The following is a 25,454-nucleotide window of genomic DNA, read 5'->3' as shown; positions in this document are numbered from 1 at the left end:
ACAAGTGTCACCACAGGTGCCATTTTTGTGTGCACTTTATGCCTCGACGCCCCAAAAGGTTACACCCCTCTCCCTGGGCCGTCCTCCATCGCGCTTACACCCCATCCCCTCGAAAATAAATACCTGTTCGAACGGTCAATTTATAATTTCGTAGTTTCAGTTACTTAGAAATCATTAAGAACAAACCGAAATTATCAGTCGCTTGCTTAGATTGGGTTCTGGCACGGAAGTGGCTTAAGTCGCTTCGCATCTTGTATACAACTTAAATAAAAAATACATACACTTTATATCCGCAAGCCGGGTTCCCGAATCCGCCTGCAGATGCCCAGAACCCAGTGATTCCCGGACCCCAGCCGAAGACTGCCGAGCCTTGCGCTCAAGCACAGTCAGCGCAGGTCCGCGATCAGGAGCCTGCCGGAATGCGTACAAGCCTTGCCAACAACATCGCACTGGATTTGCCCTCCTCCCACACCCACCTCGGCCCCGGCACCGCCGCCACGGTCGACCTCAGCCCACGCCTGCACAACCGCGACCTGGCGCCGACCAAGGTCGAAGGCCGGCGCTGGGGTGGATACAGCATCTTTGCCCTGTGGACCAACGACGTGCACAACATCGCCAATTACTCCTTCGCCATCGGCCTGTACGCCCTGGGCCTGGGCGGCTGGCAGATCCTCCTGTCCCTGGGGATCGGCGCGGCGCTGGTGTACTTCTTCATGAATCTGTCCGGCTATATGGGCCAGAAGACCGGCGTGCCCTTCCCGGTGATCAGCCGTATCAGCTTCGGCATCCATGGCGCGCAGATTCCGGCGCTGATCCGCGCGGTGATCGCCATCGCTTGGTTCGGCATCCAGACGTACCTGGCCTCGGTGGTGTTCCGGGTCTTGCTCACGGCCATCCACCCCGGCTTCGCCGACTACGACCACAACTCGATCCTCGGCCTGTCGAGCCTGGGCTGGGTGTGTTTCGTGGCGATCTGGCTGGTCCAGCTGACAATCCTCGCCTATGGCATGGAAATGGTCCGGCGTTACGAAGCCTTCGCCGGACCGGTGATCCTGGTGACCGTTGCCGCCCTCGCCGCCTGGATGTTCACCCAGGCCGACGCCAGCATCGCCTGGTCGATCCGCGAGCCCTTGAGCGGTGGCGAGATGTGGCGCCAGATCTTCGCTGGCGGCGCGCTGTGGCTGGCGATCTACGGCACGCTGATCCTCAACTTCTGCGACTTCGCCCGCTCCTCGCCCTGCCGTCGGACTATCAAGGTCGGCAACTTCTGGGGGCTGCCGGTGAACATCCTGGTGTTCGCGGCCATCACCGTCTTGCTCTGCGGCGCGCAGTTCCAGATCAACGGCAGGATCATCGAAAGCCCGACCGAAATCATCGCCTCGATCCCCAACACCTTCTTTCTGGTGCTCGGTTGCCTGGCGTTCCTGATCGTCACCGTGGCGGTGAACATCATGGCGAACTTCGTCGCCCCGGCCTTCGTGCTCAGCAACCTGGCGCCGAAATACCTGACCTTTCGCCGCGCCGGGCTGATCAGCGCGACCCTCGCGGTGCTGATCCTGCCGTGGAATCTCTACAACAGCCCGCTGGTGATCGTGTACTTCCTGTCCGGGCTCGGCGCCCTGCTAGGGCCGCTGTACGGGGTGATCATGGTCGACTACTGGTTGCTGCGCAAAGGCCGGATCAACGTGCCCGAGCTGTACAGCGAGAACCCGCAAGGCGCGTATTTCTACAGCCGCGGGGTCAACCTGCGGGCGGTGGCGGCGTTCATTCCGTCGGCGCTGATCGCCATTGTCCTGGCCCTGGTGCCGGGGTTTGCCAGCGTCTCGCCCTTCTCCTGGCTGATCGGCGCCGGCATTGCCGGCCTGCTGTACCTGATCATCGCCAAACGCCAGCCACACTATGCGGATGTCAGCGGCGAATCCATCGCAGTCGACAACGTCTGCCACTAACCTTGAACGGCCCGCGTGCGGCGGGCCCCGAATGCCTCATCGATAAGGACAGCCCATGCGAATTCTCGTGGTCAACGTCAACACCACCGACTCCATCACCCAGGCCATCGCCCGCCAGGCCCAGGCCGTGGCCGCGCCCGGCACTGAAATCATCGGCCTGACCCCACACTTCGGCGCCGACTCCATCGAAGGCAACTTCGAAAGCTACCTGGCGGCCATCGCCGTCATGGACCGCGTGCTGTCCTACGACCAGCCCTACGACGCGGTGATCCAGGCCGGTTATGGCGAGCACGGCCGCGAAGGCCTGCAGGAGCTGCTCAACGTGCCGGTGGTGGACATCACCGACGCCGGCGCCAGCACCGCGATGTTCCTCGGCCACGCCTACTCGGTGGTGACTACCCTGGATCGCACCGTGCCGCTGATCGAGGATCGCCTGAAACTCTCCGGCCTGTACGACCGTTGCGCCTCGGTACGCGCCAGCGGGCTGGCGGTGCTGGAGCTGGAACAGGACCCGGCGCGCGCCGTGGAAGCCATCGTGCGCCAGGCCGAGCTGGCGGTCAGCGAAGACAAGGCCGAGGTGATCTGCCTGGGCTGCGGCGGCATGGCCGGCCTGGACGAGCAGATCCGCCAGCGCACCGGCGTGCCGGTGGTGGACGGCGTGACCGCGGCGGTGACCATTGCCGAATCCCTGGTGCGCCTGGGGCTGTCCACCTCCAAGGTGCGCACCTATGCCACGCCGCGGCCGAAGACCATCATCGGCTGGCCAGGGCGCTTCGGGCGCTGAATCGGCGCTTTCGTCGAGGACCTATCGCGAGCAAGCTCGCTCCTACAGGAAGCGGGTTTGCGCGCTTCTTCAAACCGCGCTGAAGCGTTGCTCCAGGCCCAGCACGGCGAACTGCTCGATCACGAAGTCGACGAAGGCCCGGGTCTTGCCCGGCAAGAGTTTGTGCTCGGCGTAGTAGATCGAGATGTTGCCGTCGTCGACGTACCAGTCCGGCAATACCCGCTGCAGGGTACCGGCATTCAGATAACCGACGGCGAACGGCATGCTCACCAACGCCACCCCCAGGCCCTGGGCGGCGCTGGCGCAGGCTGCTTCCGAATCGCTCATGGTCATCCGCGCCTTCAGGTTCAGCGGGCTTTGCTGCCGGGTGCGACTGGTCAGGGCCCAGGAACGTATCCGCCCGGTCTGCGGCGAGCGGATCAGGATGCCTTCGCAATGCTGCAAATCCTCGGGCTGTTCGATCGCCGCGCAGCGCGCCAGGTACTCCGGCGAGGCCACCAGGATGCGGTGAGCCGGGCTCAGCCGTCGCGCCACCACCCCTTGAGGCAGTTCGAAGCCGCCGCCGATCGCCGCGTCGAAGCCCTGGCCGATCAGGTCCACCTGGCGATTATCGAAATGCCAGTCCGGGCTGATCTCCGGGAAACGCCGCAGGAATTCGCCGAGCATGGGCACGATGTACAGCCGCCCGAACACCGTGCCCATGCTGACTTTAAGGGTGCCCGCCGGGCGCCCTTCGGCGCTGGCCAGGTTGGCCACGGCGTTCTGGATGGTGTACAGGCTGGCGCTGACCTCATCGAGAAACAGCTTGCCGGCCTCGGTCAGGGTCAGGCGGCGGGTGCTGCGCTGAAACAGCCTGACCCCAAGCCGGGCCTCGAGCTTGGCCACGCTTTTACCCACTGCGGCGGGGGTCAGGCTCAAGCGCCGCGCGGCTTCGGCAAAACTGCCGACTTCGGCGCTGCGCACGAAGCATTCGATGCTGCTGAAGGTTTCCATGGCGCCTCACTCTAAACTTCTGGTTTATACAGACTAGAGCGATTCCTATCTACACAGCACCTAATCCGAGGTCGATACTCGACTCCAACCACAAGGCAGCCCGCCTTGGACTTTTGGAGAACGACATGACCACCCAATCCCTCAGCGGCAAAGTAGCCTTGGTTCAAGGCGGTTCCCGCGGCATCGGCGCCGCCATCGTGCAACGCCTGGCAGCCGAAGGCGCCGCTGTCGCCTTCACCTACGTCAGCTCCACTGCCAAGGCCCAGGCCTTGCAGGACAGCATCACCCAGGCCGGTGGCAAGGCCCTGGCGATCCTCGCCGACAGCGCCGATGCCGCGGCCATCCGCCAGGCGGTCGACAGCACGGTCGAAACCTTTGGCCGCCTGGACATCCTGGTCAACAACGCCGGCGTCCTGGCCGTCGGCCCGCTGGAAGACTTCAAGCTGGAAGACTTCGACCGGACCCTGGCCATCAACATTCGCAGCGTGTTCGTCGCCACCCAGGAAGCAGCCCGGCACATGGGCGAAGGCTCGCGCATCATCAACATCGGCAGCACCAATGCCGAACGCATGCCTTTTGCCGGCGGCGGCACCTACGCCATGAGCAAGTCGGCCCTGGTCGGCCTGACCAAAGGCCTGTCCCGCGACCTCGGCCCACGGGGCATCACCATCAACAACGTGCAGCCCGGCCCGGTCGATACCGACATGAACCCGGCCCACGGCGACTTCGCCGAAAGCCTGATCCCGCTGATGGCCATCGGGCGCTACGGCCACGCGGAGGAAATCGCCAGCTTCGTGGCTTACCTGGCCGGACCGGAAGCGGGTTACATCACCGGGGCCAGCCTGAGCATCGATGGTGGCTTCAGCGCCTGATTCCTGCGCCCATGAAAAACGCCGGGGCACCTTCATCAGGTGGCCCGGCGTTTTTTGTAGGGGCTGTCGCAGGCTGCGATAAGCCCGATAGGGCTTCAAGAACGGCGCCTCCTGCGGAGTCGATCGCAGCCTGCGGCAGCGGCTACAGGTTCAGCTCCATTGCAGCAGCGGCAAGCCACAGGCCGCCGGCTGGAACCCCTTCAACGAACGCAGAATGGCATCGGCATGGGCGTACTTGGCGTCCGCCATCGCCGGGTCGGGAATGGCGATCGCGGTCATCCCCGCCGCTTTCGCCGCGGTGACACCGAAGGGCGAATCCTCGAACACCAGGCAATCCTCGGGAGCAACGCCCAGGCGCCGCGCGGCGGTCAGGAAGATATCCGGCGCCGGCTTGGCCGCGCCCACTTCCGGGTCGTCGGCGGTGACTATGGTGTCGAACAGCGCGAACCAGTCGCCGTGCAAGGTGGTTTTCTGGGCGAAAGACTGGCGCGAAGAACTGGTGCCCACAGCGATCGGCACGTTATTGGCCTTGAGGTGCTGCACCAGCTCCTGCGCCCCCGGCATCGCCAGCGCGCGGGGGAAACGCTCGCGCATCAGCGGCTCGCGAATCACCAGGAACTCCTCCGGCGTGATCGGCAGGTCCAGGGCTTCGACCACATAGCGGGCCAGGTCCGCGGCGCCACGGCCGATGATGTTCTGCTTGACCGTCCAATCGAAGGTGCGACCGTAACGATCGGCGATCAGTTGGGTCACCTCGGTGTAGATGCCTTCGGTGTCCAGCAGCAAACCGTCCATATCGAAAATCACGGCCTTGATCGGGCCCACATCATTCAACTGTGCATTCATCGCATCTGATCCGTTAACAAAAAACATCCCGGGGAGCGGCTCAGGTACGGCCAGTTTTTTGCCCGATTAAAGGGTTCAGCAGCATAGCCGCGGCGGATGACAGGGAGCAACCTCAGGCCAGCGCGCAGGCAGACAAAAGCCCGGACAGGCCGGGCTCGATGGTCTCGGCGAATGAATAAAGCAAGCTAGCGCCCCGCGCGTCCGCTGCCGCCTCCGGGACCGCCGGTGCCGCCACCCGCGCTGCCGGTTCCACCGCCGGCACCGCCGCCGCCCATGATGGAACCATTGACGCCGGTGGAGCCCATGCCGCCGCCCTGGCCGGAAGAGCCGCGCGCATTGTCGGCTCGGGAACGGCTGTTCGTGACACCTACACCATTCCCGCCCAGAGCCCCAGGTCGCAGCATCAGATCGCTGCCGGAACCGCCCTCGAAAGAGCGCCCGGAAGGATGGGTTGGAGCCCGTCCGTCAGCGGATTCTGCCAGGCTGGAGAAGAAGAAAATCGACACCAGGGCGACCAGCACCAGGCTCAGCAGTTTTGCCCGGCTCACGACGAGCCTCCCGGGGCGGTGCGACGCTTGCCCCTGGCCGCCTTGCGCTGCGGCTTGGGTCGAGACAACTCCTGCTCGGCGTTGGCGTCCGGGAGGATCTGCTCGGGAGTCAGCGCATCCGTGGGGGACGGCAGCGGATATTCGGGCGTTTCATCCCGGTCGAGATGTTTCGGATCATGCTTCATATGTACCTCACACCGGTCATGCCGGCGTGCAGGAAGCAGACTTCACGGGCGTTTTTCCTCCGACTCGCCTGCCTCATCGTCATCGCTCAGTGGCACCAGGGCGTCATCCATCAGCGAGCCCGGGTCTTCATTGCCCGGATCGTTGACCAGGGGCACGCCCGAGGCATCGTCTTCTTTCTTGTCAGCCGTTTCCGGAGTCATGGCAAACCTCGTCGACACAGTGTGTCCATCATTGAATTCGAGGGGCTGGAGCGATATTCGTTCCCATAAAAAAGCCCGGCACAAGGCCGGGCTTTTTGCGCACTGCAGCAGAATCAGTCGTGCTTGTGCTTGTGTTTATTCTTGTGCTTCCTGCCGCCGGAGTGATGGTCATCATCACCCATGCTGCTGCCCAAGGCACCACCGGCCGCGCCACCCAGGCCTGCACCAATGGTCGAGCCCGTTTTGCCGCCCAGCTTGTTGCCGATCACCGAACCGCCGGCCGAACCCAGACCGCCACCGATGGCCGCCTCGGTACGGCTGCCTTTACGGGCACCGACCGCACTGCCGGCAGCGCCGCCAATACCCGCACCCACCGCGGCACCGGTGCTGCCGCCAATCTGTTGTCCAACCACGTTGCCCAGCGCGCCACCCAAACCGCCGCCGACCGCAGCAGTGCCATCACCGGCGGCCATCGCACCTTGAGCAGCCAGAAGCCCCAAAACCAGAGCAGGCAGTGTTAAACGCATGATGTAAACCTCGAAAAAGATGCTGGAGAGTCATTCTATAGCGGTGTCTGACTAAAGCTGAGCGGCGACAGCGCAACGCTGTAATCCTTTTAGTCAAAGTGTTGGACCGTTTTTGCGCAAAGAGTTTTCACCCAGGCAAAAAAAAGCCCGCTGGGGAGACGGGCTAATAGGATTTGCTTTAACGGATGAGTTGAGCCTACGCAGTCGCTTGTGAATAAATTGTGAAAACCCCGCGACCTTGTGCAACGGATAAGACGAAAGGTCCAACTTCATTCAAATCGACCGCGGCGGCCCATTGTTCAGGTAACAAAAACCCCGCCCGGAAGCGGGGTCGTTCGGTATGAAGGCTACCTTCTCTTAGGAAGCGCCGCTTTCGGGAAAAACTTTGTCTGGGTCACCCTGGGTAACGCACTGGTCCTGGTCTTGCCTGCCGATGCCTTGATCGGTGGCTCGCTGTCGAACGCTGCCTGACCGCAGCGCACCAGGTTGTTGATTGGGAACTCATCCCCGTTGTCCTCGATATAAGGATCGCTCATCTCCCTGCTCCCTCCAACAACCGGTCGATACCGGCAAGCACCTGACTGCCTAGAAAATATCGACCGTCACGGCGTTTCAGACTAGACGGTCATTTACGGACTTGCAGTTCACAGGAGAAAAGACCGACGAATGGCCCAAACCGGGACTCTTCGTCCAAGGGAGTGGATCGTCGTTGAAAAAGGAGCTAATGGCCTGCATCAGCTCCTTTGCGACTGCCTTTCGCCTAGACCTTACGAGCGTAGTTGCTGGCCCCGAACCAGTCGACCACCACCACGGTTTCATCCCCCACCACCCAGGCGTCATGACCTTTAGGCAGGGAGGTAATATCGCCCGGTCCAGCGATGATTTCAGTGCCGTCATCCATCAGGATCGCCAGCTTGCCGGCCACGTGATACTGAAAGTGCGGCGCCTGGCAACTCGGTGTCTGCGCCAGCGGCCGGATATCGTTCGACCAGCGCCAGCCCGGCTTGAACGTGAAGCGCCCCACTTCGCATTGACCGATCTTCAGAATCTCTGCCTTGCCATTGGAAAACTCGCGGGTCTCGTCCGGTTCGGAGAAGGATTTGTGCTCGGTGACCTGTTCGTGCGTGGACATGATCGTGCCCTCGATTGAGTAGCTGCAAAGCCTGCCGGCGCCGGCAACATCGCCCCACGCTCGCAGACCGCCAGCATCGCCCCACTCGATGCGCATGACCATTCTAGACCTGAAAGGGTGGGGTGCCCGGGACAAACGCTAAACGTAAGGTTGCCCACCAAAGCCCCGAGGCAGACGCTGCAAGCCCGCCATGGCCGTCAGCCGCTGGGTCCAGGCTGCACGCCAATCGCCCGTGTGCGCAGCCTTCGCTTTGCGCGCCGCTCGACGTGCCGCATTGCGCTGATTCTTGCGGGCTTCCTTGAACACCTCGGTATTGCGGCAACTGCGGCATTTGACCCGCGCCGGCTCGGTGCTGGACATGAGATTGGAACCCTTGTGGCCGCAGGCCAGATGCCCGGCGACCTTGAAGTGAATGACCATTGCGCGTCTCCTCGTAGCCAGTACGGGGCACAGAAAACCGCACGCTGATGCCCGCCTGATATCGGCGGAAAACCTCACCTTCAAGGTGACCGGGCCGCCAGGCTTCGCAGGGGTAACCAAGCCAAGACCACTCAGGTATCCAGCGTGATCGATACCTCGCTGGAGCAGCCTTGGTTGTTGCGAACTCGTAATGATTTTGACCGTGGCGAGGAAACGGCGTTCAGCAAAGAAGCCGCTCGCCAACGGCCGCGACAAACAGGCCCCAGAAAGCACAAAACCCCTGACTTCTCGAGGAAATCAGGGGTTTTGCGTCGATCGAATATGGCGGTTGAGGAGGGATTCGAACCCTCGATACAGTTTCCTGTATACACACTTTCCAGGCGTGCTCCTTAAGCCACTCGGACACCCAACCGTGTCTCGTCAAACCGATTCAGTCTGTCGAGGCGCGCTAATGTAGTCGAAAGCTTTTCTGATGGCAAAGGTTTTTTTCAGAATTTTCATGCGCTTAAGACATTTCTCTGGATTCCGGCACTTCGACGACATCAGCGTCATGGCAAACCGGCCAATCTCTGGCCTGGCTGGCAGCTATATAGCAGAGCCGATACGCGCCCCAGGTGGCCGGCTACGCTTGTCAGGCCAGAAAGGGCTGACTCACCAGTCAGTCACAGCGCTTTACCTGACCTGTGACCGTGGGTAACGTCTGCCCCACTTCAATACAAGGAATTGCGTCATGAGTGAGTTGATTTCTTACCACCTCGAAGACGGTATCGCGACCCTGACCTTGAGCAATGGCAAGGTCAATGCCATTTCCCCGGACGTGATTGCCGCCTTCAATGCCGCGCTGGACCAGGCCATCACCGATCGCGCGGTGGTGATCATCACCGGGCAGCCCGGCATTCTGTCGGGCGGCTACGACCTGAAGGTGATGACCGCCGGCCCCAAGGAAGCCGTGAGCCTGGTGACTTCGGGTTCGACCCTGGCCCGCCGCCTGCTGTCGCACCCCTTCCCCGTCATCGTCGCCTGCCCTGGGCACGCCGTGGCCAAGGGTGCGTTCCTGCTGCTGTCGGCGGACTACCGCATCGGCGTCGAAGGTCCGTTCAGCATCGGCCTGAACGAAGTACAGATCGGCATGACCATGCACCACGCCGGCATCGAGCTGGCCCGTGACCGTCTAAGCAAATCCGCGCTGCACCGCTCGGTGATCAATGGCGAGATGTTCGACCCGCAAGGCGCGGTGGATGCCGGCTTCCTCGACAAGGTAGTAAGCGCCGAGGAGCTGCAAGGCGCCGCCCTGGCCGCCGCGCGCCAACTGAAGAAGATCAACATGACCGCCCACAAGAACACCAAGCTGAAAGTGCGCAAGGCGCTGCTGGAAGCCCTGGACAACGCGATCATCCTCGATCAGGAACACCTGGGCTGAAGCTTGAGCCCATCGCATACCAGCCCGGCCCTGCGTCGGGCTTTTTTATGCCCGCAGCGCGAGAAAGACCGGCGCGATGCTCTAGCCCGCCACTGAGCAAAGAGTTGGAAACATGCGCTTAAACATCGGCCATCTTCCCCTTCTATACAGGTAATTGCCGAAAACAGTGCACATCCGTACACTGCGCCACCTTTTGTCCCCGGTGGGCCTGTAGATGCTGTATCTGTTTCGTATGTTATTGATGGGCCTGCATTTTATTGCAGCGGGGATTCTCGGCGTGGTGCTGGGGCTGTGCCGCCCGTTCAACCCGGATAACAGCCGCCTGTGCGCGCGCCTGTATGCCTTGCCTGCCATGTGCATTCTGCGCCTGCGGGTCAAGGCCGAAGTCGGGCCGCTGATGGACAAGCCCAAGAGCTGCGTGATCATCGCCAACCACCAGTCCAACTACGACCTCTTCGTGTTCGGCAACGTGGTGCCCCAGCGCACCGTGTGCATCGGCAAAAAGAGCCTGAAGTGGGTGCCGCTGTTCGGCCAGCTGTTCTGGCTGGCGGGCAACGTGCTGATCGACCGCGGCAACGCGCACAAGGCACGTCGCTCGATGCTGACCACCACCCATACCCTGCAACACAAGGACACCTCGATCTGGGTGTTCCCGGAAGGCACCCGCAACCTCGGTGAAGACCTGCTGCCGTTCAAGAAAGGCGCCTTCCAGATGGCCATCGCCGCCGGCGTGCCGATCGTCCCGGTGTGCGCCAGCAGCTACATCCGCCACATGCGCCTCAACCGCTGGCACAGCGGCAGGATCCTGATCCGTTCGCTGCCGGCGATTCCCACCGCCGGGCTGAGCCTGGACGACATGCCGAGGCTGATCGAGCAATGCCGCGAACAGATGCGCGAGTGCATCGAGTCGATGGACCGCCAGCTACAGACCGCCTGAAAACAGCCCGCCGCGTGCGGGCTTTTTTATTGCCGGCGAACTCCGCCCAGCAGGCTGACTCTGATCAGTCATGGGGCTAAGCTGCACGGAGTCTCACTCCTCATTTCGATAAGAAGAAGCGAACAGGAACCATGGGTAGAGTTGTTGCCGCCGCTGTCTACAGCGCAGGTAAAAAAGTCACTGATATCACCCTCGACGAAGGTGCAGCCTGGGCTGCCAAACCCGGGCACTTCGTCTGGATTGGCCTCGAAGAACCCAACGCCCAGGAACTGGCCAATCTGCAACGCCAGTTCAACCTGCACGAACTGGCCATCGAGGACGCCCTGGAAAAACACAGCCGGCCGAAACTCGAAACCTTCGGCGACGCGCTGTTTATCGTCACCTACTCGCCCGTGCGCGAAAACGGCAAGCTGGAATTCATCGAGACCCACATCTTTGCCGGCAACGGCTACATCATCACTGCCCGCAACGGCCATTCCAAATCCTATGCGTTCGTCCGCCAGCGCTGCGAGGCACGACCGTTGCTGCTCGAGCACGGCGAAGACTTCGTGCTCTACGCGCTGCTGGATTTCGTCACCGAGAATTACCAGCCGGTCAGCGAAGCGATCCATGCCGAGATCGACGCGCTGGAGCACAGCGTGTTGTGCAGCTCGCTCAACGAGCGAGATATCCAGCACCTTCACAGCCTGCGCCGCGATGTGCTGCGCCTGCGCCGCTATGTGGCGCCCATGGTGGAGATCAGCGAAGAGCTGCAGAAGCTCAGCTTCCCCTTTATCGACAAGAACATGCGCCCGTACTTTCGCGACGTGCAGATCCACGTCACCCGGCAGATGGAAGACCTGGCGACCCTGCGCGATATCGCCAGCCAGACCATCGAGATTGGCGTGCTGCTGGAGGCCTCGCGACAAAGCGTGGTGCAACGCAAATTCGCCGCCTGGGCGGCGATCCTGGCGTTCCCGACCGCTGTGGCCGGGATCTACGGCATGAACTTCGACAACATGCCGGAGCTGAAGCTGCACTATGGCTACTTCGGCGTGCTGGCGTTCCTGGTGCTGGGCTGTACCGGGTTGTGGGCGAGCTTCAAGCGCTCGGGGTGGCTCTGACAGCGGAGCCGGGCAGGACGCTCCTACAAGGGCCTTGAGGCCTTTGTAGAAGCGAGCCGGCTGGCGATGCGGCTATGGATTCAAACCGACCCGGCCTGCGGCTTGTGCGCGACAAAACGCATCATCCACTCGGCAACGGTGCTGCCGTGATGATCCCGGTCCAGGCTGGCGATGCCCTTTTGATAGACCTGCTCGCCCAGGTGCTGCTGGCGCAGGTCCAGCAAGGCCCGCGAATAGTCGTGGATGAACTCCGGGTGGCCCTGGAAGCACAGCACCTGGTCATTGATGTGATAGGCCGCGAACGGGCAGAAATCGCTGGAAGCGATGACCGTGGCGTTTTCCGGCAAGGCGGTCACCTGGTCCTGGTGGCTGATCAGCAGCGTCAGCTCCTCCACCACAGGGCTCATCCACGGCGCCTTGGCCGCCAGCTTGTAGTTGTGGGTACCCACGCCCCAGCCCTGGGTCGCGCGTTCGCTCTTGCCGCCCAGCAGCAACGCCAGCAGTTGATGGCCAAAACAGATGCCCAGCAGTTTATCGCCGCGCTTATAACGCTCCAGCAGGTAAGTCTTGAGGGTTTGAATCCAGGGGTCGGTACCGAAGGAGTCGGCCTTGCTCCCCGTGACCAGGTAGGCGTCGAAGCTTTGGTCGTCGCTCGGGTAGTGGCCCTGCATCACGTTGTAGACGGTAAATTCGGCAGCGATTGGCTGCTGTGAGAACAGGCGCTGAAACATCTGCCCGTAACCCTGATATTGATCGACCAATTCTGGACGCAGGATGTCGGTTTCCAGAATGCAGATGCGTAGCGACATAAAAAATACCTGACACGTGATGGGAATAATGAACACCCCAGAGCCTGCCTTGAAACGCCCGACCAAGGCAAGCCCCGCGATGCATCACTTTAATCCCTTCAGACTCAGAACAACTGGCCCTTGGCGGCCTTCTCCAACAGTAGCGCCGGCGGCGCGAAACGCTCGCCATATTGCTCGGCCAGGTACTGGGCACGGGCGATAAAGTCCCTCAGGCCGTACTGGTTGATGAACTGCAAGGCCCCGCCGGTCCAGGCCGCGAAGCCGATACCGAAGATCGAGCCGATATTGGCATCGGCCGTCGAGCGCAATACGCCCTCCTCCACACAACGCACGGTTTCGATGGCCTGCACGAACAACAGGCGATCGCGCACGTCCTGTGGCGAAATCTGCCCGTCGGCTTTCTCGAAGCGGGTTTTCAGCTGCGGCCACAAGTGCTTCTGCGCCCCGGCCGGGTAGTCGTAGAAACCGCCGCCCGCGGCCTTGCCTGGGCGCTTGTATTCATTGAGCAGCAGGTCAATCACGGCAAAGGCCGGATGCTCCGGCAGTGGCTTGCCTTCGGCCTGCAGATCCTTGGCGGTCTGTTGGCGGATATGGCTCAGCAGGCTCAGGGAAACCTCGTCGCAGATCGCCAGCGGACCGATCGGCATCCCCGCCTTGCGCGCCTCGGTCTCGATCATCGGCGCGGCCACGCCCTCGCCGAGCATGGCGATGCCTTCGTTGGTGAAAGTGCCAAACACCCGCGAAGTGAAAAAGCCGCGGCTGTCGTTGACCACGATCGGGGTCTTCTTGATCTGCTGGACGAAGTCGAAACCGCGCGCCAGGGTTTCATCGCTGGTCTGCTCGCCCCTGATGATTTCCACCAGGGGCATTTTTTCCACCGGGCTGAAGAAATGCAGGCCAATGAACTTGCCTTGATCCGGTACCGCCTTGGCCAGGCCGCTGATGGGCAGGGTCGAGGTGTTGGATGCGATCACCGCCTGCGCCCCCACCACTTGCTGCGCTGCCGCCGAGACCCTGGCCTTGAGCTCGCGATCCTCAAACACGGCCTCGATGATCAGGTCGCAACCGGCCAGGTCGGCGTCCTGCTCGGTGGTGCGGATTCGCGCCAGCGTGGCGTCACGCTGCGCGGCGCTCAAATGGCCACGGGCGACCTTCTTCTCCAGCAGCGCCGCCGAATGGGCCTTGCCCTTCTCGGCCGCCGCCAGGTTGATGTCCTTGAGCACCACCTCGATACCGGCCACAGCGCTGACATAAGCGATCCCGGCGCCCATCATCCCGGCACCGAGCACCCCGACCTTTTTGGTCACATAGGGCGCAAAACCTTGGGGACGGGAGCCACCGGCATTGATCTCGTTGAGCTGGAACCAGAAGGTGCCGATCATGTTTTTCGCCACCTGGCCGGTGGTCAGCTCGGTGAAATAGCGGGCTTCGATCAACTGCGCGGTATCGAAATCGACCTGGGCACCCTCCACTGCCGCACAGAGAATCTTCTCCGGCGCCGGCAGGCAGCCCTGGGTCTTGCTGCGCAGGATCGACGGCGCGATGGCCAGCATCTGCGCGACTTTCGGGTGCGACGGCGTGCCCCCGGGGATCTGGTAGCCGGCCACGTCCCAGCGCTGCTTGGCCGCCGGGTTGGCGACAATCCACGCCCTGGCCTTGGCCAGAAGATCGTCGCGGTCGCTGGCCAGTTGATCGATCAGGCCGGCTTGCAGCGCCTGTTGCGGCCGCACCTTCTTGCCTTCCAGCAGATACGGCAGGGCTTTTTCCAGCCCCAGCAAACGCACCATGCGCACCACCCCGCCACCGCCCGGCAGCAGGCCGAGGGTCACTTCCGGCAGGCCGATCTGCAGCGACGGATCGTCCAGCGCCACCCGGTGATGGCAGGCCAGGCAGATCTCCCAGCCGCCGCCCAGGGCTGCGCCGTTTATCGCGGCTACCACGGGCTTGCCCAGGGTCTCCAGGGCCCGCAGCTGGCCCTTGAGGGTCAGCACCATGTCATAGAAGGCCTGGGCTTCGGCCTTGCCGACCTTGATCAGTTCATTGAGGTCGCCGCCGGCGAAGAAGGTCTTTTTCGCCGAAGTGACGATCACCCCGGCAATCGATTCCTGCTCGGCTTGCAGGCGGGCCACGCAGGCGGCCATGGCCTCGCGGTACACCGCGTTCATGGTGTTGGCGCTCTGGCCCGGCATGTCGATGGTCAGAACGACGATCTGGTCCTGGCCCTTGTCGTAACGGATGGCTTCGGTCATGAAAGTGTTTCCTTGAAGTCAGGGCTCAGAGGCGTTCGATGATGGTGGCGATACCCATGCCGCCACCGACGCAGAGGGTCGCCAGGCCGTAACGCTGGCGCCGCGCTTCCAGCTCGTCGAGCAGGGTGCCGAGAATCGCGCAGCCGGTGGCGCCCAGCGGGTGGCCCATGGCGATGGAGCCGCCATTGACGTTGACCTTGCCAGGGTCGATGGCCATGTCCTTGATGAACTTCAGCACCACCGAGGCGAACGCCTCGTTGACCTCGAACAGGTCGATGTCCTCGACCCGCAGCCCGGCCTTGGCCAGTGCCTTGCGCGTGGCCGGCGCCGGCCCGGTGAGCATGATGGTCGGATCGGTGCTGGTGACCGCCGTGGCGACGATCCGCGCCCGCGGCTTGAGGCCCAGCGCCCGGCCCTTGGCTTCGGAACCGATCAGCATCAGCGCTGCACCATCGACTATCCCTGAGCTGTTGCCCGGGGTGTGCACGTGGTGGATGCGCTCGACATGGCTGTAGACCCGCAAGGCGGTAGCGTCGAACCCCATCTGGCCGATCATCTCGAAGCTGGGCTTGAGCTTGCCCAGGCCTTCGAGGGTGGAATCGGCGCGAATGAATTCATCGTGATCCAGCAGGACGATACCGTTCTGGTCCTGCACCGGTACCAGGGACTTGCTGAAAGCCCCCGCCGCCCTGGCCCGCGCGGCCTTTTGCTGGGATTGCAGGGCAAAGCTGTCGACATCCTCGCGGCTGAAGCCTTCCAGGGTGGCGATCAGGTCCGCGCCTATGCCTTGCGGGGTGAAATGGCTGTGCATGTTGGTTTGCGGGTCGAGCACCCAGGCGCCGCCGTCGCTGCCCATGGGCACCCGTGACATCGACTCGACGCCGCCGACCACCACCAGGTCCTCGAAGCCGGAGCGCACTTTCATCGCGCCCAGGTTCACCGCCTCGAGGCCCGAGGCGCAAAAGCGGTTGATCTGCACCCCGGCCACGCTGACGTCCCAGTCGGCGACCAGCGCCGCAGTCTTGGCGATGTCGGCCCCCTGGTCGCCAATCGGCGTCACGCAGCCGAGCACGATGTCGTCGACCTGGCTGGTGTCGAGTCCGGTGCGCCGCTGCAGGGCATCGAGCAGCCCGGCCAGCAGGTTCACCGGCTTGACGCTGTGCAAGGCGCCATCGGCCTTGCCTTTGCCACGGGGGGTGCGTAATGCATCGAATATCAAAGCCTGGGTCATGACGTCCTCGAACCGCTGTGCAGATGAATGATGACAGGGCTCCCACTCTTGGCCCCGAGGGCCCCGGATTCAATGACCGATGCGCTCACTGACCTTGACGGTCACGCTCAGACGAACGGTAGTGAGCTAATGGATTCCGCCCGCCGCATAACGGAACTGTCTAGACAAAGGGCGGGCAAGAAGATGGCAATAGGCCTCATGCGTTTTTTAAAGCATCCGCCTATTAGCTGATATGAAATGGATCTAAGCCAAGGGTTACAAGGACCCTAAGGTAGGACTGTAGGCAGTGAATCGTTGCAGCCGGGTCTTGCCGGTGCACGCGTAAGAAAAGGGACACATCGCCTGACCATAGTGAAGCGGCAGGCATGCAGTTGATGTTCAGGAATAACAACAAAAGGCATTCAGCCATGTTCAAGCATTCGAAAGTCCGTCAAGCGGGGCTCATTCTGTTCGCAACCACCTTGCTTCTGATCTTGCCGAACCTCACCAAAGTGATCGGCTAGAGGCGTGGCCATCCCGTCACGCAATCGAATCTTTGTGCTCCGGTTCGCTACCGGGGCCGGCACTTGTGTGCCACTCTTTCTGACGCCGCGGCCACGCTGAATCAGGGCGTTGTCGTGCTTATCAGAAAACTGGAGACAGGCCCTACGCGGAGCTCTCCACCCCAGCGACGGAACAGCGATCAATTGAAATCTCTTATCCTCCTGTGCAGCGCCCTGCTGCTCACCACGCCCGTGCATGCCGCGCAGCTGACCCTGGAACTGGGGGCCGGCAGCCGCACCTGGCAGACCGATGAACTGCTCAAGCACCCTTTGGCCCGGACCGTCACCGTCAAGGATGACGTGTCATACAAACGCGACATGAGTTACCGCGCGGTGCCGATCTCGGCCCTGCTCACCGGCGTCAAGGCCGATGACCATCTGCAGGCCGTCGCCCTGGACGGTTTCGCCGCCGAACTGCCCGCCGCGCCCCTGCTCACCCAGGACGGCGCCCAGGCCTGGCTGGCCATCGAAGACCCGGCCAAGCCCTGGCCGCCCCTGGCTGAAGGCAAGCACAGCGCCGGGCCTTTCTACCTGGTGTGGACCAACCCGCAGGCTGGTCATATCAGCCCCGAGCAATGGCCGTTCGAAGTGGCGAGCATCAAGCGCCTGGCGCCGGTGGCGGAACGCTTCCCAGCCCTGCGCCCGGACCCCAAGCTGGCGGCCGACGACCCGGTGAACCAGGGCTTCGCCCTGTTCCAGAAGAACTGCCTGGCCTGCCATCGCCTCAACGGCGCCGGCGACTCGCAGTTCGGCCCGGACCTGAATATCCCCTACAGCCCCACCGAGTATTTCGGCGCGGACTTCCTCAAGCGTTACATCCGCGACCCACAGAGCCTGCGCCGCTGGCCACAGGCGAAGATGCCGGCCTTCGCAAGCAGCGTATTGCCGGATGCCGAGCTGGAGTTGCTGGTGGGGTATCTGAAGCATATGGCGGGGCGTAAACAGGCGGCGCAATAAAGCTGGCTCGGGGAGGTGTCCTTCGGGACGTCATCGCGGGCAAGCCTCGCTCCTACAGTCGAGTGAACTCCTCGGCGGCCGCTCTATTGCAACGTAATGCAATGGCTATCGACGACATAGCCAGACTTGATTTCACCTCCTGGGCAAAACTGCGCAGAATTCGCTGCAACAACGCAGATGACTTCAGCGCCGCCAAGGCGCGCAGTCGACGCCCCCCCTTCATGGCGCCCATGGCAGCCGGCCCTGGAATGTCCCGACCGGTTTCCTCTCCTACCGGTCTTCCCTTTTGGCCACCCTCAGCGGGTGGCCTTTTTTTGCCCGCGCGTTTTGTAGGAGCGAGGCTTGCCCGCGATAAGGCCGATGCGGTTTTGCCGAAAGACCGCGTCCCCTTATCGCGGGCAAGCTGCGCTCCTACAGATCCCGGAGGCAGAAACGAAATCGGCCGACCCGAAGGTCAGCCGATGCTGAGTCTTGACGCTATTCATATGCACTAAACGAGTCGCCCTCGAACCTCCTGCTTCACGCCCCAACCCTCGATGATCCCGCCCAGGGGCGCGACCACCGCTTCAAAGTCCTGCTCGAAATCGCCGATGCCGCCGTAGGTGGCGTACATCACCTTGCTCAGCTCCAGGTACCAGGCGCCGTCATCGCGCACGCTGACCTGGGCATTCAAGGATTCACCGCGGAACTGCCCTGCCGCCCTGCGTGCCCGCTCCTCGTCCGGGAAAATGGCGTAGAACTCGATGGGATGGAATCGTGAAAAGTCGAAACCGCCTTCTTTCATGCGGCGCAGCACGCTGCTGCTGATGTCTTCTTGATAGGCTGTGCTCATGAAACGTCCTCCTCAAACCGATGGATAGACTTTCCGTACTCCCTTGCCTGTCACCGCACGGTGCAGGCTTGCGGCGAGAAGATCGCCGCCAGGAAACAAGCATGTAGCTGACAAGACCAGACCTTAGCGATTCATTCGCTGATCTCGAATGCAGAGTAGCGCCAAGACGCAGGCGCTGCCAAGGTCTGGGTTCAAGCTCGGTAGGGCTTTGCGCATTAAAGATTAAATTGGAGCAATGCTGAGGATTTGAATGCTGTTCTGATCTTTCAGGCTCTTGAGCGTAGGGTCATCGGTACGCCCCTCCAGATCGTTGAGGTCAAGCTCGGCCGGAACCGGCAGGAGCTTTGCGCGAATCAATTGTGCCGCCTCCTCCATACTGGGCTGCTGCTCACAGTCGAATTGCTCCACTGACTGGACACCATGATCGTCAACGAAAGTGACTTGCCACTTTTGCATCAGTGCCTCCTTGATGAAGCCCATGGATGGACTCACAAGATGTCGACCCTGAAGAGCCAGTAATCGTTCAAACCAGGGGCCCGGCGGCGCCATTAAAAAAGGCCGCCCTGGGGCAGCCTTTTTTTTTGCAACGATCGACGCTTACGGCTTTTCGGCGCGCGCCTTCAGAGCCTTGAGGGTGTTGAACGGCGCATCCACGACAAACTTGTTGGCCAGCCAGGACGGCACGCTACCGCCCGGCTCGGTGTGCACCTGGTAGGTCACTTCGACCTGGTCCGCGCCCTTGGGCACGAATTTCCAGAAACCTTCGACCTGGGCGACACGCACGAAACCTTTCTCGTCGGGAACATAGGTCGGTACGCCTTCGAGCTTGCGAGTCAGGCTGCCGTCGGCCGCTTCGCTGGTGGTGACGTGCAGCACCGAATCACGCGGGGTAACCGGCCACGGGGTATTGAACTGGGTGTAGGTCCAGCTCTGCTCACCTTCGTGCTTGAGCAGTTTCTGCGACTTGCATTCGTGAATCCAGGCGCAGGCGCCCGTCACGTCGTCCTGCAGCGCGCGCAGCTTGGCCACGCTGGTTTTCATGGTGGTGACGCCCCGGTAGGCCTTGTATTTGGAACCGGCCACTTCACTCAAGGAGACCTTGATGCCGTCTTCATCCTTGGCCGTTTGCCAATCTTCGGCGTGGGCGGTTGCCGAGAGCAGAACGGTCAACCCACAGAGCACAGCAATTCGATGCAGCGAACCCATTGTCTTATTCCTTATTGTTGAAGTTCCGTTCATTGAAAACACTTCACGCCGCCGTCACTTGCTCCCACCAGCCCAACAAGCGGATAGCCTCTTCCCGGCTGCCGCCGCAGACTTCGACATCGGCCTGGAACGCACCACAGACGGCGGGCCGTTCGGGTTGGCCGAACAAACCGCACAGCAGTTCGACAGAAAGATGGATGCAACGTTCTCCGGCCGGTTTGCCATTGGGCATTCCGGGAATCGGGGTACTGATGGAAGGGGCAATGCAACAGGCGCCACAGCCTTCACGGCAGTTCATGACGACAAGCTCCTCGCGACGGGAAAAGTATTGAAATGACGCGGACTAGAGTAACCGCTAAAACAGCCGTTTGAAATTGGCCATCCGCTGGTTTTTGCTCTCGGGCTCGCGTGACTGACCAGTCTCCGACAAAGCGTCAGGGCCGCGGGTCACAGTCAGGATGAGGGTTTACTGCTTGAACTCGAAATCCAGCGCCGCGCCTTCCACATCACGCCGCTCGTCATTGCGCAGCTGCAACTGCATTTCGTTGCTCAGCAGGCGGCCGTTGAGCTGGAACGGACTGTCGTCCTTGGGTTTCTCGCCGAACATCGGCGGCAACAACGGAGTGCGCTTGGGTTGGTTGACCGAACCGATCGGCTGCAATTGCTTGACCATCTCCGGCGGCAGGCTCAGATCCACATTGGCTGATGGCAAACGCGTCTTCACGACTTCGCTGGCAGGCTTGGACTTGGAGGCAATCGGCGCGCGCCTTTTCTGGACCTTGGCCTTGGGGTTGGCCTTGCTGGTCGCTGCCGTCTTCTTTACCGGCGCGGCTTTCTTGGCTGCTGCGGTTTTCTGCGACTTATTCGCGGTGGCGCTTGCCGCGACCTTTTCCTGGGCCGGAGCCGCCAGAACGCTGGCCGTGCCGAAAGCACTCAAGACACTGACCAATACCCAGGCAACAGGAAAAATCGCTTTCATAGGGAAACAACAGGATCGGCGGCAAAGAGCCATATGCTCGCCTGTTGACCGCGCGAAAACAAGCGCGGTAACCGATCCTTCAAAAACCGCCCGCGGCCTCCTGGCACAGTTGGCTGGCCAACATGCCCAGGGTCATCAAGGCTCGCTCGGCCTCGCGATTCCACGGGGTGCCGCAGTTGAGGCGAATGCAGTGGTTGAACTGCTCGGTATTACTGAAGATCAGCCCCGGCGCGATACTGATGCCCTGCTGCAATGCCCGGACATGCAATTCCTGGGTATTGACCCGCCCCGGCAGGCTGACCCAGAGAATGAAACCGCCGTTCGGACGGGTAATCTGCGTGCCCTCTGGAAAGTACTGCTGCACCGCCAGCTGAAACGCGCTGAGGTTCTTGCGGTACTCCTGACGGATAAAACGTAGATGCCGGTCGTAACCGCCGTTCTCCAGGTAGGCCGCGACCCCCATCTGGGTGACGCTGCAGGCCGAATGAGTGCTGAAGGTCTGCAAGCGCTGGATTTCCTGCTGGTACTTGCCGGCAATCATCCAACCGATGCGCACGCCGGGTGACAGGGTCTTGGAAAAGCTCGAGCAATAGATCACCCGATCCAGCCGGTCATAGGCTTTCAGCGCCTTGGTACGACCGACCTCGAACATCAGTTCGCCGTAGATATCGTCCTCGACCACCTGGATATCGAAATCCGAGGCCAGGCGCAGCAATTGCTTCTGTCGCTCTTCCGGCATGGTGCCGCCCAGTGGATTGCTCAGGCGCGTGGTCAGCACCAGGGCCTTGATCGACCATTGGTTGGCCGCCAGTTGCAGCGCCTCCAGGCTCATGCCGGTGGAAGGGTCGCTGGGAATCTCGATGACCTTGAGCCCGAGCAGGTCGGCCAGTTGCAGCAGGCCGTAGTAAGTCGGCGACTCCGCGGCGATCAGGTCACCTGGGCGGGTCAGCACGCGCAACGACATCTGCAGGGCATCCACGCAGCCGTGGGTGATCACCACTTCGGACGGATCGACCACCACGCCGGCGTCGCGCATGCGAATCGCCACCTGTCGGCGCAACGGCTCGAAGCCGGGGCTGAACATGTAGCTGAAGGCGCGCGGGCTGTGGAAACGGGTCACCTTGGCCAGTTGCTGGTGCAGCGCCCGCACCGGCAGGTAATCGACGCTGGGCACCGCAGCGCCCAGCGGAAACACGCCTTCACGGCGCGACTCCACCAACACCTGATGAATGATGCTGCTGCGCGTCACCAGGCCCGGCCGTTCGACCCGGGCGATGTCCGGGGTCGGCGCGGTCAGCGCCGGGGTCTGGTGCACGTAATAACCCGACTGCGGACGGGCGCGGATCAGCCCCTGGTCCTCGAGATTGGCGTAGGCCTGGAGCACCGTGGCATGGCTGACGTTGAGCTGGGAACTCATCTTGCGTACCGAAGGCACGCGTTCCCCGGGCTGGTACACACCACGACGGATATCTTCAGCCAGCTGCTGAGCGATACGTTGATAAAGCAAGAGATTGGTCATGACGCTGCACTCGATTTCACCGGCATTTTATTCTTGTGGATGACGATACCGGAACAGTTCATAAGTGTACTGGGACAGTTGCCACAATAGTCGACCGTACAGGGCAGTGTCAGCAAAAACTGTACTGTTTTGTGTGCCAATCGTCAGGCACAAAAAAACCCGGCTCCGCAGGGAAACCGGGTTGTTTTGACCATCCGCGTCTTAGCGCGCGGCGCCCAGCTGGCCTTTCTCGTCGGAGAAGACGATTTCCACCCGACGGTTCTGCGCTCGCCCACGTTCGGAGGCATTGGCCTCGACCGGGTACTCATCACCATAACCTTCGACCTGGACCCGTTTCTCCTCGACCCCCAGGTCCACCAGGATATCGGCCACGGCCTGCGCCCGGTCGCGGGACAGTTTCAGATTGCTCTGCTTGTCGCCGGTGTTGTCCGTGTAACCCTCGATTCGCACCACGCGCTTGGGGTTCAGCTGGAGAAACTGCACGACCTTGAGCACAGTGCGGTTGGCCGAGCTTTTCAGCTCCGCCTCGCCGGTGTCGAACAGCACATCGCCCAGGGTCATCACCAGCCCGCGATCGGTCTGGGTGGTGGCCAGGTTGATGATCTGCTCTTCCAGCCACTTGCCCTGTTGCTGCACGCTCAGCAGCTTGGCCTCGCGCAGCGCCAGTTGCAGGCGCTGGCGTTCGAGTTCGAGCTTGGCCGCCTGCTCCTGGTTCAGCGCTTGGTTAGTGTGCTCGCGGGCAATTTCGCTGTAGCGCTGGCTGAGGTAGGCGTAGTGCACCACATCCGAACCGCTGCCCCAGTAGCTGGACAGGCGATCGGCCCGGGCCAGGGACTCACCGGCACGGATCACGTCCTTGGGCGCGATGCGCAGCACGTTGGAGTCTTCCTTGACCTTCTGGAAGTCTTCGCTGGCCTGTTCCAGCGCTGCTTCGCTGCGTTGCCCGGCGCAGCCGTAGAGGCCGGTGCAGGCAATCAGCAGCACGCCGCCCAATACTCGAGTCAGACGAATCATTGGGCATCTCCCAACTGCTTGCGCAGGCGAGTGATGCGGGTCTGGACGAGGTTCAGCTGTTCCTGGCTTTTCAGGGTCAGGACGCGCGCCTCGGCCAGGCGCGCATCCAGTTCCGCCTGCTCGGCACGCATCCGCGCGTGCTTGAACGACTCTTCCTGCATGTTGCGTTGGGCGCGGGCGAACTTGTCCTCGGCCAGTTTCATTTCCGGCACATCCTCTGCCGTGGCCCCCACAGCCTTGGCCTGGGCCAGGGTTTGTTCGGTCAGGCGCATTTGTTCATTCGGCGCCGGATCGGCTGCGCAACCCGCCAGAGCCAGGACGGCCAGGGCAGCGAAAAGAGGTCGAATACTCACTAGAAATCCCTACTGTTTGGGGGTACTGACAGGTTGCTGCAACTGTGCCTTCCAACGCTCGAGATTGCGCTGCAGCACGGCTTCCGTCAGACCGGACGCGGGCAATTCTGTCATCTTTTTCGCCAACTGTCCGCGCAACCATGGGTCATTGCAGGCGGAGTTGTGCGAGACAGCCAGGAACAGGCCGGGTTTGTCGGCGGGCTGCTCAAAAGCCAGCAGATCGTTGGCCATGCCCAGCGACTGGGCCAGGGCCATGCCGGCGTAGCGTCCGGCCAGTACGTACTCCACCTCCCCCAGCAGCAGTTTCTGGAACGCCTGGGTCAGGTTCGGCATGCGGGTCAGGCTCAATTGGCCCTTGGCGAAGGCCTCGAAGGACGGCGTCAGGCGCGCCCTTTCCGACACTGCGCCGGTATGCCCATGCAGGTCCGACGGCTGACTGTAGCTCAGCGTCGAGCCCTTGCGGGTCCAGACCAGGAAGTCGTTCTCCAGCAACGGCGGATGAATGTAGTCCAGCGCTTCCAGCTCATTCACCGTCAGCGGGGCGTCGGCCAGCATGTCCATGCGCCCGCTGCGCACTTCATCCAGGGCGGCGGAGCGTTTGCCGGCATACAACAGCTCGACCTTGATCCCCAGCTCCTGCGCCACGTGCTGCAGCAGTTCGGCGCTGGCGCCAATCAGGTGGCTGGGATCCTGCGGGTCGCGCCACAGATACGGTGGGGCATCCGGACTGCCGGTCACCACCAGGCGCTCGCATTTGCCGGCGGCCATCGACGACAACGGCATCAATGTCAGGCCCAGCAGCACTGACAGACCACCCAGGCGGTGCAGATCCATGGCGAAATTCTCCCACTCACATCCCAGACAATAAAAAAGCCCGGCCAAAAGACCGGGCTCTTTATAAGTGAAGCCGCTGGATTAGACCAGCTTCTCCAGCTCAGGTACGGCTTCGAACAAGTCCGCTACCAGGCCGTAGTCGGCCACCTGGAAGATCGGCGCTTCTTCATCCTTGTTGATCGCAACGATCACCTTGGAGTCTTTCATGCCGGCCAGGTGCTGGATCGCGCCGGAGATACCGACGGCGATGTACAGCTGTGGCGCAACGATCTTGCCGGTCTGGCCGACCTGCATGTCGTTGGGTACGAAACCTGCGTCGACCGCGGCGCGCGAAGCACCCACGGCTGCGCCCAGCTTGTCGGCCAGGGCGTACAGGTGCTTGAAGTTGTCGCCGTTCTGCATGCCGCGGCCGCCGGAAATGACGATCTTGGCAGCGGTCAGTTCAGGACGGTCGGACTTGGCCAGCTCTTCGCCGACGAAGCTCGATTTGCCGGCATCGTGAGCTGCAGCAACCGCTTCGACAGCGGCCGAACCACCTTCGGCGGCAACCGGGTCGAAACCGGTGGCACGCACGGTGATGACCTTCACGGCAGCGTTCGATTGCACGGTGGCGATGGCGTTACCGGCATAGATCGGACGCTTGAAGGTGTCGGCACTTTCTACCGAGATGATCTCGGAGATCTGGTCGACGTCCAGCTGCGCGGCAACCCGCGGCAGGATGTTTTTGCCGTTGGAAGTGGCGGCGGCCAGGATGTGGCTGTAGCCCTTGCCCAGCTCTGCTACCAGAGGGGCAACGTTTTCCGGCAGCTGGTGCGCGTAGGCAGCATTGTCAGCGGACAGGACCTTGCTCACGCCGGCGATTTTCGCCGCGGCTTCAGCCACGGCGCCAGCGCCCTGGCCAGCGACCAGGACGTGGATGTCGCCGCCAATTTTGGCAGCGGCGGCAACGGTGTTCAGGGTGGCCGGGGCCAGCACCTTGTTGTCGTGTTCAGCGATTACCAAGATAGTCATG

29 protein-coding genes and 1 tRNA gene are annotated in these 25,454 nt (G+C 62.1%); 7 read left to right on the top strand and 23 right to left on the bottom strand.

Going from position 1 to position 25,454, the window contains the following annotated elements; all coding sequences use genetic code 11:
- The first annotated feature begins 419 nt into the window (after positions 1-419).
- A complete protein-coding gene (locus DK261_RS17195) occupies positions 420-1,949 on the top strand; it encodes an NCS1 family nucleobase:cation symporter-1 (RefSeq protein WP_110176053.1) in 1,530 nt (509 codons plus the stop codon).
- A 55-nt stretch (positions 1,950-2,004) separates the two neighbouring features.
- On the top strand, positions 2,005-2,733 hold the full coding sequence (locus DK261_RS17190; protein ID WP_009047889.1) for an aspartate/glutamate racemase family protein: 729 nt from the start codon (positions 2,005-2,007) through the stop codon (positions 2,731-2,733).
- Between the two features lie 69 nt (positions 2,734-2,802).
- Here the strand turns inward: DK261_RS17190 and DK261_RS17185 are convergent, their stop codons facing one another.
- A complete protein-coding gene (locus DK261_RS17185) occupies positions 2,803-3,726 on the bottom strand; it encodes a LysR family transcriptional regulator (RefSeq protein WP_009047888.1) in 924 nt (307 codons plus the stop codon).
- A gap of 125 nt (positions 3,727-3,851) precedes the next feature.
- Here DK261_RS17185 and DK261_RS17180 point away from each other — a divergent pair, with 125 nt between their 5' ends.
- A complete protein-coding gene (locus DK261_RS17180; RefSeq protein WP_009047887.1) occupies positions 3,852-4,598 on the top strand; it encodes a 3-oxoacyl-ACP reductase family protein in 747 nt (248 codons plus the stop codon).
- 150 nt (positions 4,599-4,748) lie between these two features.
- On the opposite strand, the gene DK261_RS17175 is transcribed toward DK261_RS17180, so the two are convergent.
- The 9 genes from DK261_RS17175 to DK261_RS17140 form a co-directional block, all read right to left on the bottom strand.
- On the bottom strand, positions 4,749-5,444 hold the full coding sequence (locus DK261_RS17175; protein ID WP_009047886.1) for an HAD-IA family hydrolase: 696 nt from the start codon (positions 5,442-5,444) through the stop codon (positions 4,749-4,751).
- 185 nt (positions 5,445-5,629) lie between these two features.
- Complete coding sequence (locus tag DK261_RS17170; RefSeq protein WP_028681990.1) at positions 5,630-5,992, bottom strand: hypothetical protein; 363 nt, start codon at positions 5,990-5,992, stop codon at positions 5,630-5,632.
- The gene (locus tag DK261_RS17165; protein WP_009047884.1) at positions 5,989-6,177 is read right to left on the bottom strand and encodes a hypothetical protein; all 189 of its coding nucleotides are present in this window, start codon (positions 6,175-6,177) and stop codon (positions 5,989-5,991) included. The genes DK261_RS17170 and DK261_RS17165 overlap by 4 nt, the downstream gene beginning before the upstream one ends.
- 42 nt (positions 6,178-6,219) lie before the next feature.
- Positions 6,220-6,378 (bottom strand): hypothetical protein, encoded by a 159-nt coding sequence (locus DK261_RS33200; protein WP_164485447.1) that lies wholly within the window; start codon positions 6,376-6,378, stop codon positions 6,220-6,222.
- Between the two features lie 113 nt (positions 6,379-6,491).
- Positions 6,492-6,905: a hypothetical protein gene (locus DK261_RS17160; protein WP_009047882.1), complete on the bottom strand. Its 414-nt coding sequence runs from the start codon at positions 6,903-6,905 to the stop codon at positions 6,492-6,494.
- A 347-nt stretch (positions 6,906-7,252) separates the two neighbouring features.
- A complete protein-coding gene (locus DK261_RS17155) occupies positions 7,253-7,441 on the bottom strand; it encodes a hypothetical protein (protein ID WP_009047880.1) in 189 nt (62 codons plus the stop codon).
- Between the two features lie 224 nt (positions 7,442-7,665).
- A complete protein-coding gene (locus DK261_RS17150) occupies positions 7,666-8,133 on the bottom strand; it encodes a cupin domain-containing protein (protein WP_232290999.1) in 468 nt (155 codons plus the stop codon).
- Between the two features lie 42 nt (positions 8,134-8,175).
- Positions 8,176-8,457, bottom strand: coding sequence for a hypothetical protein (locus DK261_RS17145; protein WP_009047878.1), 282 nt, complete (start codon positions 8,455-8,457; stop codon positions 8,176-8,178).
- Between the two features lie 322 nt (positions 8,458-8,779).
- Positions 8,780-8,869 (bottom strand) — tRNA-Ser (locus tag DK261_RS17140).
- Between the two features lie 318 nt (positions 8,870-9,187).
- Here DK261_RS17140 and DK261_RS17135 point away from each other — a divergent pair.
- The 3 genes from DK261_RS17135 to DK261_RS17125 all read left to right on the top strand — a co-directional run bounded on the left by DK261_RS17135 (position 9,188) and on the right by DK261_RS17125 (position 11,917).
- Positions 9,188-9,877: a crotonase/enoyl-CoA hydratase family protein gene (locus DK261_RS17135; protein ID WP_009047877.1), complete on the top strand. Its 690-nt coding sequence runs from the start codon at positions 9,188-9,190 to the stop codon at positions 9,875-9,877.
- A gap of 214 nt (positions 9,878-10,091) precedes the next feature.
- Positions 10,092-10,814 carry a 1-acylglycerol-3-phosphate O-acyltransferase gene (locus DK261_RS17130; RefSeq protein ID WP_009047876.1) on the top strand — a complete coding sequence of 241 codons (723 nt, stop codon included), beginning with the start codon at positions 10,092-10,094 and terminating at the stop codon, positions 10,812-10,814.
- A gap of 131 nt (positions 10,815-10,945) precedes the next feature.
- Positions 10,946-11,917: a magnesium and cobalt transport protein CorA gene (locus DK261_RS17125; protein ID WP_009047875.1), complete on the top strand. Its 972-nt coding sequence runs from the start codon at positions 10,946-10,948 to the stop codon at positions 11,915-11,917.
- Between the two features lie 80 nt (positions 11,918-11,997).
- On the opposite strand, the gene DK261_RS17120 is transcribed toward DK261_RS17125, so the two are convergent.
- From DK261_RS17120 to DK261_RS17110, 3 genes are all read right to left on the bottom strand, one after another.
- Positions 11,998-12,726: an amidotransferase gene (locus DK261_RS17120; RefSeq protein ID WP_016704995.1), complete on the bottom strand. Its 729-nt coding sequence runs from the start codon at positions 12,724-12,726 to the stop codon at positions 11,998-12,000.
- Between the two features lie 104 nt (positions 12,727-12,830).
- Entirely contained in the window at positions 12,831-14,975 is a 2,145-nt protein-coding gene (locus DK261_RS17115) for a 3-hydroxyacyl-CoA dehydrogenase NAD-binding domain-containing protein (RefSeq protein ID WP_009047873.1), read from the bottom strand.
- Between the two features lie 25 nt (positions 14,976-15,000).
- Complete coding sequence (locus tag DK261_RS17110) at positions 15,001-16,206, bottom strand: acetyl-CoA C-acetyltransferase (protein WP_016704997.1); 1,206 nt, start codon at positions 16,204-16,206, stop codon at positions 15,001-15,003.
- Between the two features lie 686 nt (positions 16,207-16,892).
- Between DK261_RS17110 and DK261_RS17105 the strand changes: the two genes are divergently transcribed.
- Entirely contained in the window at positions 16,893-17,705 is an 813-nt protein-coding gene (locus tag DK261_RS17105) for a cytochrome c (RefSeq protein WP_016704998.1), read from the top strand.
- Positions 17,706-18,195: 490 nt separating this feature from the next.
- Here DK261_RS17105 and DK261_RS17100 read toward each other — a convergent pair whose 3' ends face one another.
- The 10 genes from DK261_RS17100 to DK261_RS17055 all read right to left on the bottom strand — a co-directional run bounded on the left by DK261_RS17100 (position 18,196) and on the right by DK261_RS17055 (position 25,453).
- Positions 18,196-18,537: a ribonuclease E inhibitor RraB gene (locus DK261_RS17100; RefSeq protein WP_009042886.1), complete on the bottom strand. Its 342-nt coding sequence runs from the start codon at positions 18,535-18,537 to the stop codon at positions 18,196-18,198.
- Between the two features lie 222 nt (positions 18,538-18,759).
- Complete coding sequence (locus DK261_RS17095) at positions 18,760-19,017, bottom strand: hypothetical protein (protein WP_028681983.1); 258 nt, start codon at positions 19,015-19,017, stop codon at positions 18,760-18,762.
- A gap of 117 nt (positions 19,018-19,134) precedes the next feature.
- Complete coding sequence (locus DK261_RS17090) at positions 19,135-19,743, bottom strand: START domain-containing protein (protein WP_009047868.1); 609 nt, start codon at positions 19,741-19,743, stop codon at positions 19,135-19,137.
- Between the two features lie 43 nt (positions 19,744-19,786).
- A complete protein-coding gene (locus DK261_RS17085; RefSeq protein ID WP_007928142.1) occupies positions 19,787-20,041 on the bottom strand; it encodes a YkgJ family cysteine cluster protein in 255 nt (84 codons plus the stop codon).
- A 168-nt stretch (positions 20,042-20,209) separates the two neighbouring features.
- Positions 20,210-20,722: a translation initiation factor 2 gene (locus tag DK261_RS17080; protein WP_110176052.1), complete on the bottom strand. Its 513-nt coding sequence runs from the start codon at positions 20,720-20,722 to the stop codon at positions 20,210-20,212.
- Between the two features lie 79 nt (positions 20,723-20,801).
- On the bottom strand, positions 20,802-22,241 hold the full coding sequence (locus tag DK261_RS17075; protein WP_009047866.1) for a PLP-dependent aminotransferase family protein: 1,440 nt from the start codon (positions 22,239-22,241) through the stop codon (positions 20,802-20,804).
- Positions 22,242-22,442: 201 nt separating this feature from the next.
- A complete protein-coding gene (locus tag DK261_RS17070) occupies positions 22,443-23,255 on the bottom strand; it encodes an OmpA family protein (protein WP_009047865.1) in 813 nt (270 codons plus the stop codon).
- On the bottom strand, positions 23,252-23,608 hold the full coding sequence (locus DK261_RS17065) for a DUF4398 domain-containing protein (protein ID WP_009042881.1): 357 nt from the start codon (positions 23,606-23,608) through the stop codon (positions 23,252-23,254). The genes DK261_RS17070 and DK261_RS17065 overlap by 4 nt, the downstream gene beginning before the upstream one ends.
- Before the next feature lie 9 nt (positions 23,609-23,617).
- Positions 23,618-24,442 (bottom strand): ABC transporter substrate-binding protein, encoded by an 825-nt coding sequence (locus DK261_RS17060; protein WP_110176051.1) that lies wholly within the window; start codon positions 24,440-24,442, stop codon positions 23,618-23,620.
- Between the two features lie 81 nt (positions 24,443-24,523).
- The gene (locus tag DK261_RS17055; protein ID WP_009042879.1) at positions 24,524-25,453 is read right to left on the bottom strand and encodes an electron transfer flavoprotein subunit alpha/FixB family protein; all 930 of its coding nucleotides are present in this window, start codon (positions 25,451-25,453) and stop codon (positions 24,524-24,526) included.
- Between the last annotated feature and the right edge of the window lies 1 nt (position 25,454).

Source organism: Pseudomonas sp. RW409 (genome assembly GCF_003184125.1).
Taxonomy (GTDB): domain Bacteria; phylum Pseudomonadota; class Gammaproteobacteria; order Pseudomonadales; family Pseudomonadaceae; genus Aquipseudomonas; species Aquipseudomonas chlororaphis_I.
This window is presented reverse-complemented; position numbering and strand designations above follow the sequence as displayed.

Bases quoted from the DNA above. Each gene is read 5' to 3' on its own strand.
- DK261_RS17080 (WP_110176052.1), bottom strand. From the start codon at position 20,722: ATGAAAGCGATTTTTCCTGTTGCCTGGGTATTGGTCAGTGTCTTGAGT.
- DK261_RS17100 (WP_009042886.1), bottom strand. From the start codon at position 18,537: ATGAGCACAGCCTATCAAGAAGACATCAGCAGCAGCGTGCTGCGCCGC.
- DK261_RS17085 (WP_007928142.1), bottom strand. From the start codon at position 20,041: ATGAACTGCCGTGAAGGCTGTGGCGCCTGTTGCATTGCCCCTTCCATC.
- DK261_RS17190 (WP_009047889.1), top strand. From the start codon at position 2,005: ATGCGAATTCTCGTGGTCAACGTCAACACCACCGACTCCATCACCCAG.
- DK261_RS17115 (WP_009047873.1), bottom strand. From the start codon at position 14,975: ATGACCGAAGCCATCCGTTACGACAAGGGCCAGGACCAGATCGTCGTT.
- DK261_RS17120 (WP_016704995.1), bottom strand. From the start codon at position 12,726: ATGTCGCTACGCATCTGCATTCTGGAAACCGACATCCTGCGTCCAGAA.
- DK261_RS17185 (WP_009047888.1), bottom strand. From the start codon at position 3,726: ATGGAAACCTTCAGCAGCATCGAATGCTTCGTGCGCAGCGCCGAAGTC.
- DK261_RS33200 (WP_164485447.1), bottom strand. From the start codon at position 6,378: ATGACTCCGGAAACGGCTGACAAGAAAGAAGACGATGCCTCGGGCGTG.
- DK261_RS17090 (WP_009047868.1), bottom strand. From the start codon at position 19,743: ATGGGTTCGCTGCATCGAATTGCTGTGCTCTGTGGGTTGACCGTTCTG.
- DK261_RS17070 (WP_009047865.1), bottom strand. From the start codon at position 23,255: ATGATTCGTCTGACTCGAGTATTGGGCGGCGTGCTGCTGATTGCCTGC.
- DK261_RS17155 (WP_009047880.1), bottom strand. From the start codon at position 7,441: ATGAGCGATCCTTATATCGAGGACAACGGGGATGAGTTCCCAATCAAC.
- DK261_RS17175 (WP_009047886.1), bottom strand. From the start codon at position 5,444: ATGAATGCACAGTTGAATGATGTGGGCCCGATCAAGGCCGTGATTTTC.
- DK261_RS17160 (WP_009047882.1), bottom strand. From the start codon at position 6,905: ATGCGTTTAACACTGCCTGCTCTGGTTTTGGGGCTTCTGGCTGCTCAA.
- DK261_RS17135 (WP_009047877.1), top strand. From the start codon at position 9,188: ATGAGTGAGTTGATTTCTTACCACCTCGAAGACGGTATCGCGACCCTG.
- DK261_RS17110 (WP_016704997.1), bottom strand. From the start codon at position 16,206: ATGACCCAGGCTTTGATATTCGATGCATTACGCACCCCCCGTGGCAAA.
- DK261_RS17180 (WP_009047887.1), top strand. From the start codon at position 3,852: ATGACCACCCAATCCCTCAGCGGCAAAGTAGCCTTGGTTCAAGGCGGT.
- DK261_RS17195 (WP_110176053.1), top strand. From the start codon at position 420: ATGCGTACAAGCCTTGCCAACAACATCGCACTGGATTTGCCCTCCTCC.
- DK261_RS17075 (WP_009047866.1), bottom strand. From the start codon at position 22,241: ATGACCAATCTCTTGCTTTATCAACGTATCGCTCAGCAGCTGGCTGAA.
- DK261_RS17055 (WP_009042879.1), bottom strand. From the start codon at position 25,453: ATGACTATCTTGGTAATCGCTGAACACGACAACAAGGTGCTGGCCCCG.
- DK261_RS17060 (WP_110176051.1), bottom strand. From the start codon at position 24,442: ATGGATCTGCACCGCCTGGGTGGTCTGTCAGTGCTGCTGGGCCTGACA.
- DK261_RS17095 (WP_028681983.1), bottom strand. From the start codon at position 19,017: ATGGGCTTCATCAAGGAGGCACTGATGCAAAAGTGGCAAGTCACTTTC.
- DK261_RS17165 (WP_009047884.1), bottom strand. From the start codon at position 6,177: ATGAAGCATGATCCGAAACATCTCGACCGGGATGAAACGCCCGAATAT.
- DK261_RS17150 (WP_232290999.1), bottom strand. From the start codon at position 8,133: ATGCGCATCGAGTGGGGCGATGCTGGCGGTCTGCGAGCGTGGGGCGAT.
- DK261_RS17130 (WP_009047876.1), top strand. From the start codon at position 10,092: ATGCTGTATCTGTTTCGTATGTTATTGATGGGCCTGCATTTTATTGCA.
- DK261_RS17145 (WP_009047878.1), bottom strand. From the start codon at position 8,457: ATGGTCATTCACTTCAAGGTCGCCGGGCATCTGGCCTGCGGCCACAAG.
- DK261_RS17125 (WP_009047875.1), top strand. From the start codon at position 10,946: ATGGGTAGAGTTGTTGCCGCCGCTGTCTACAGCGCAGGTAAAAAAGTC.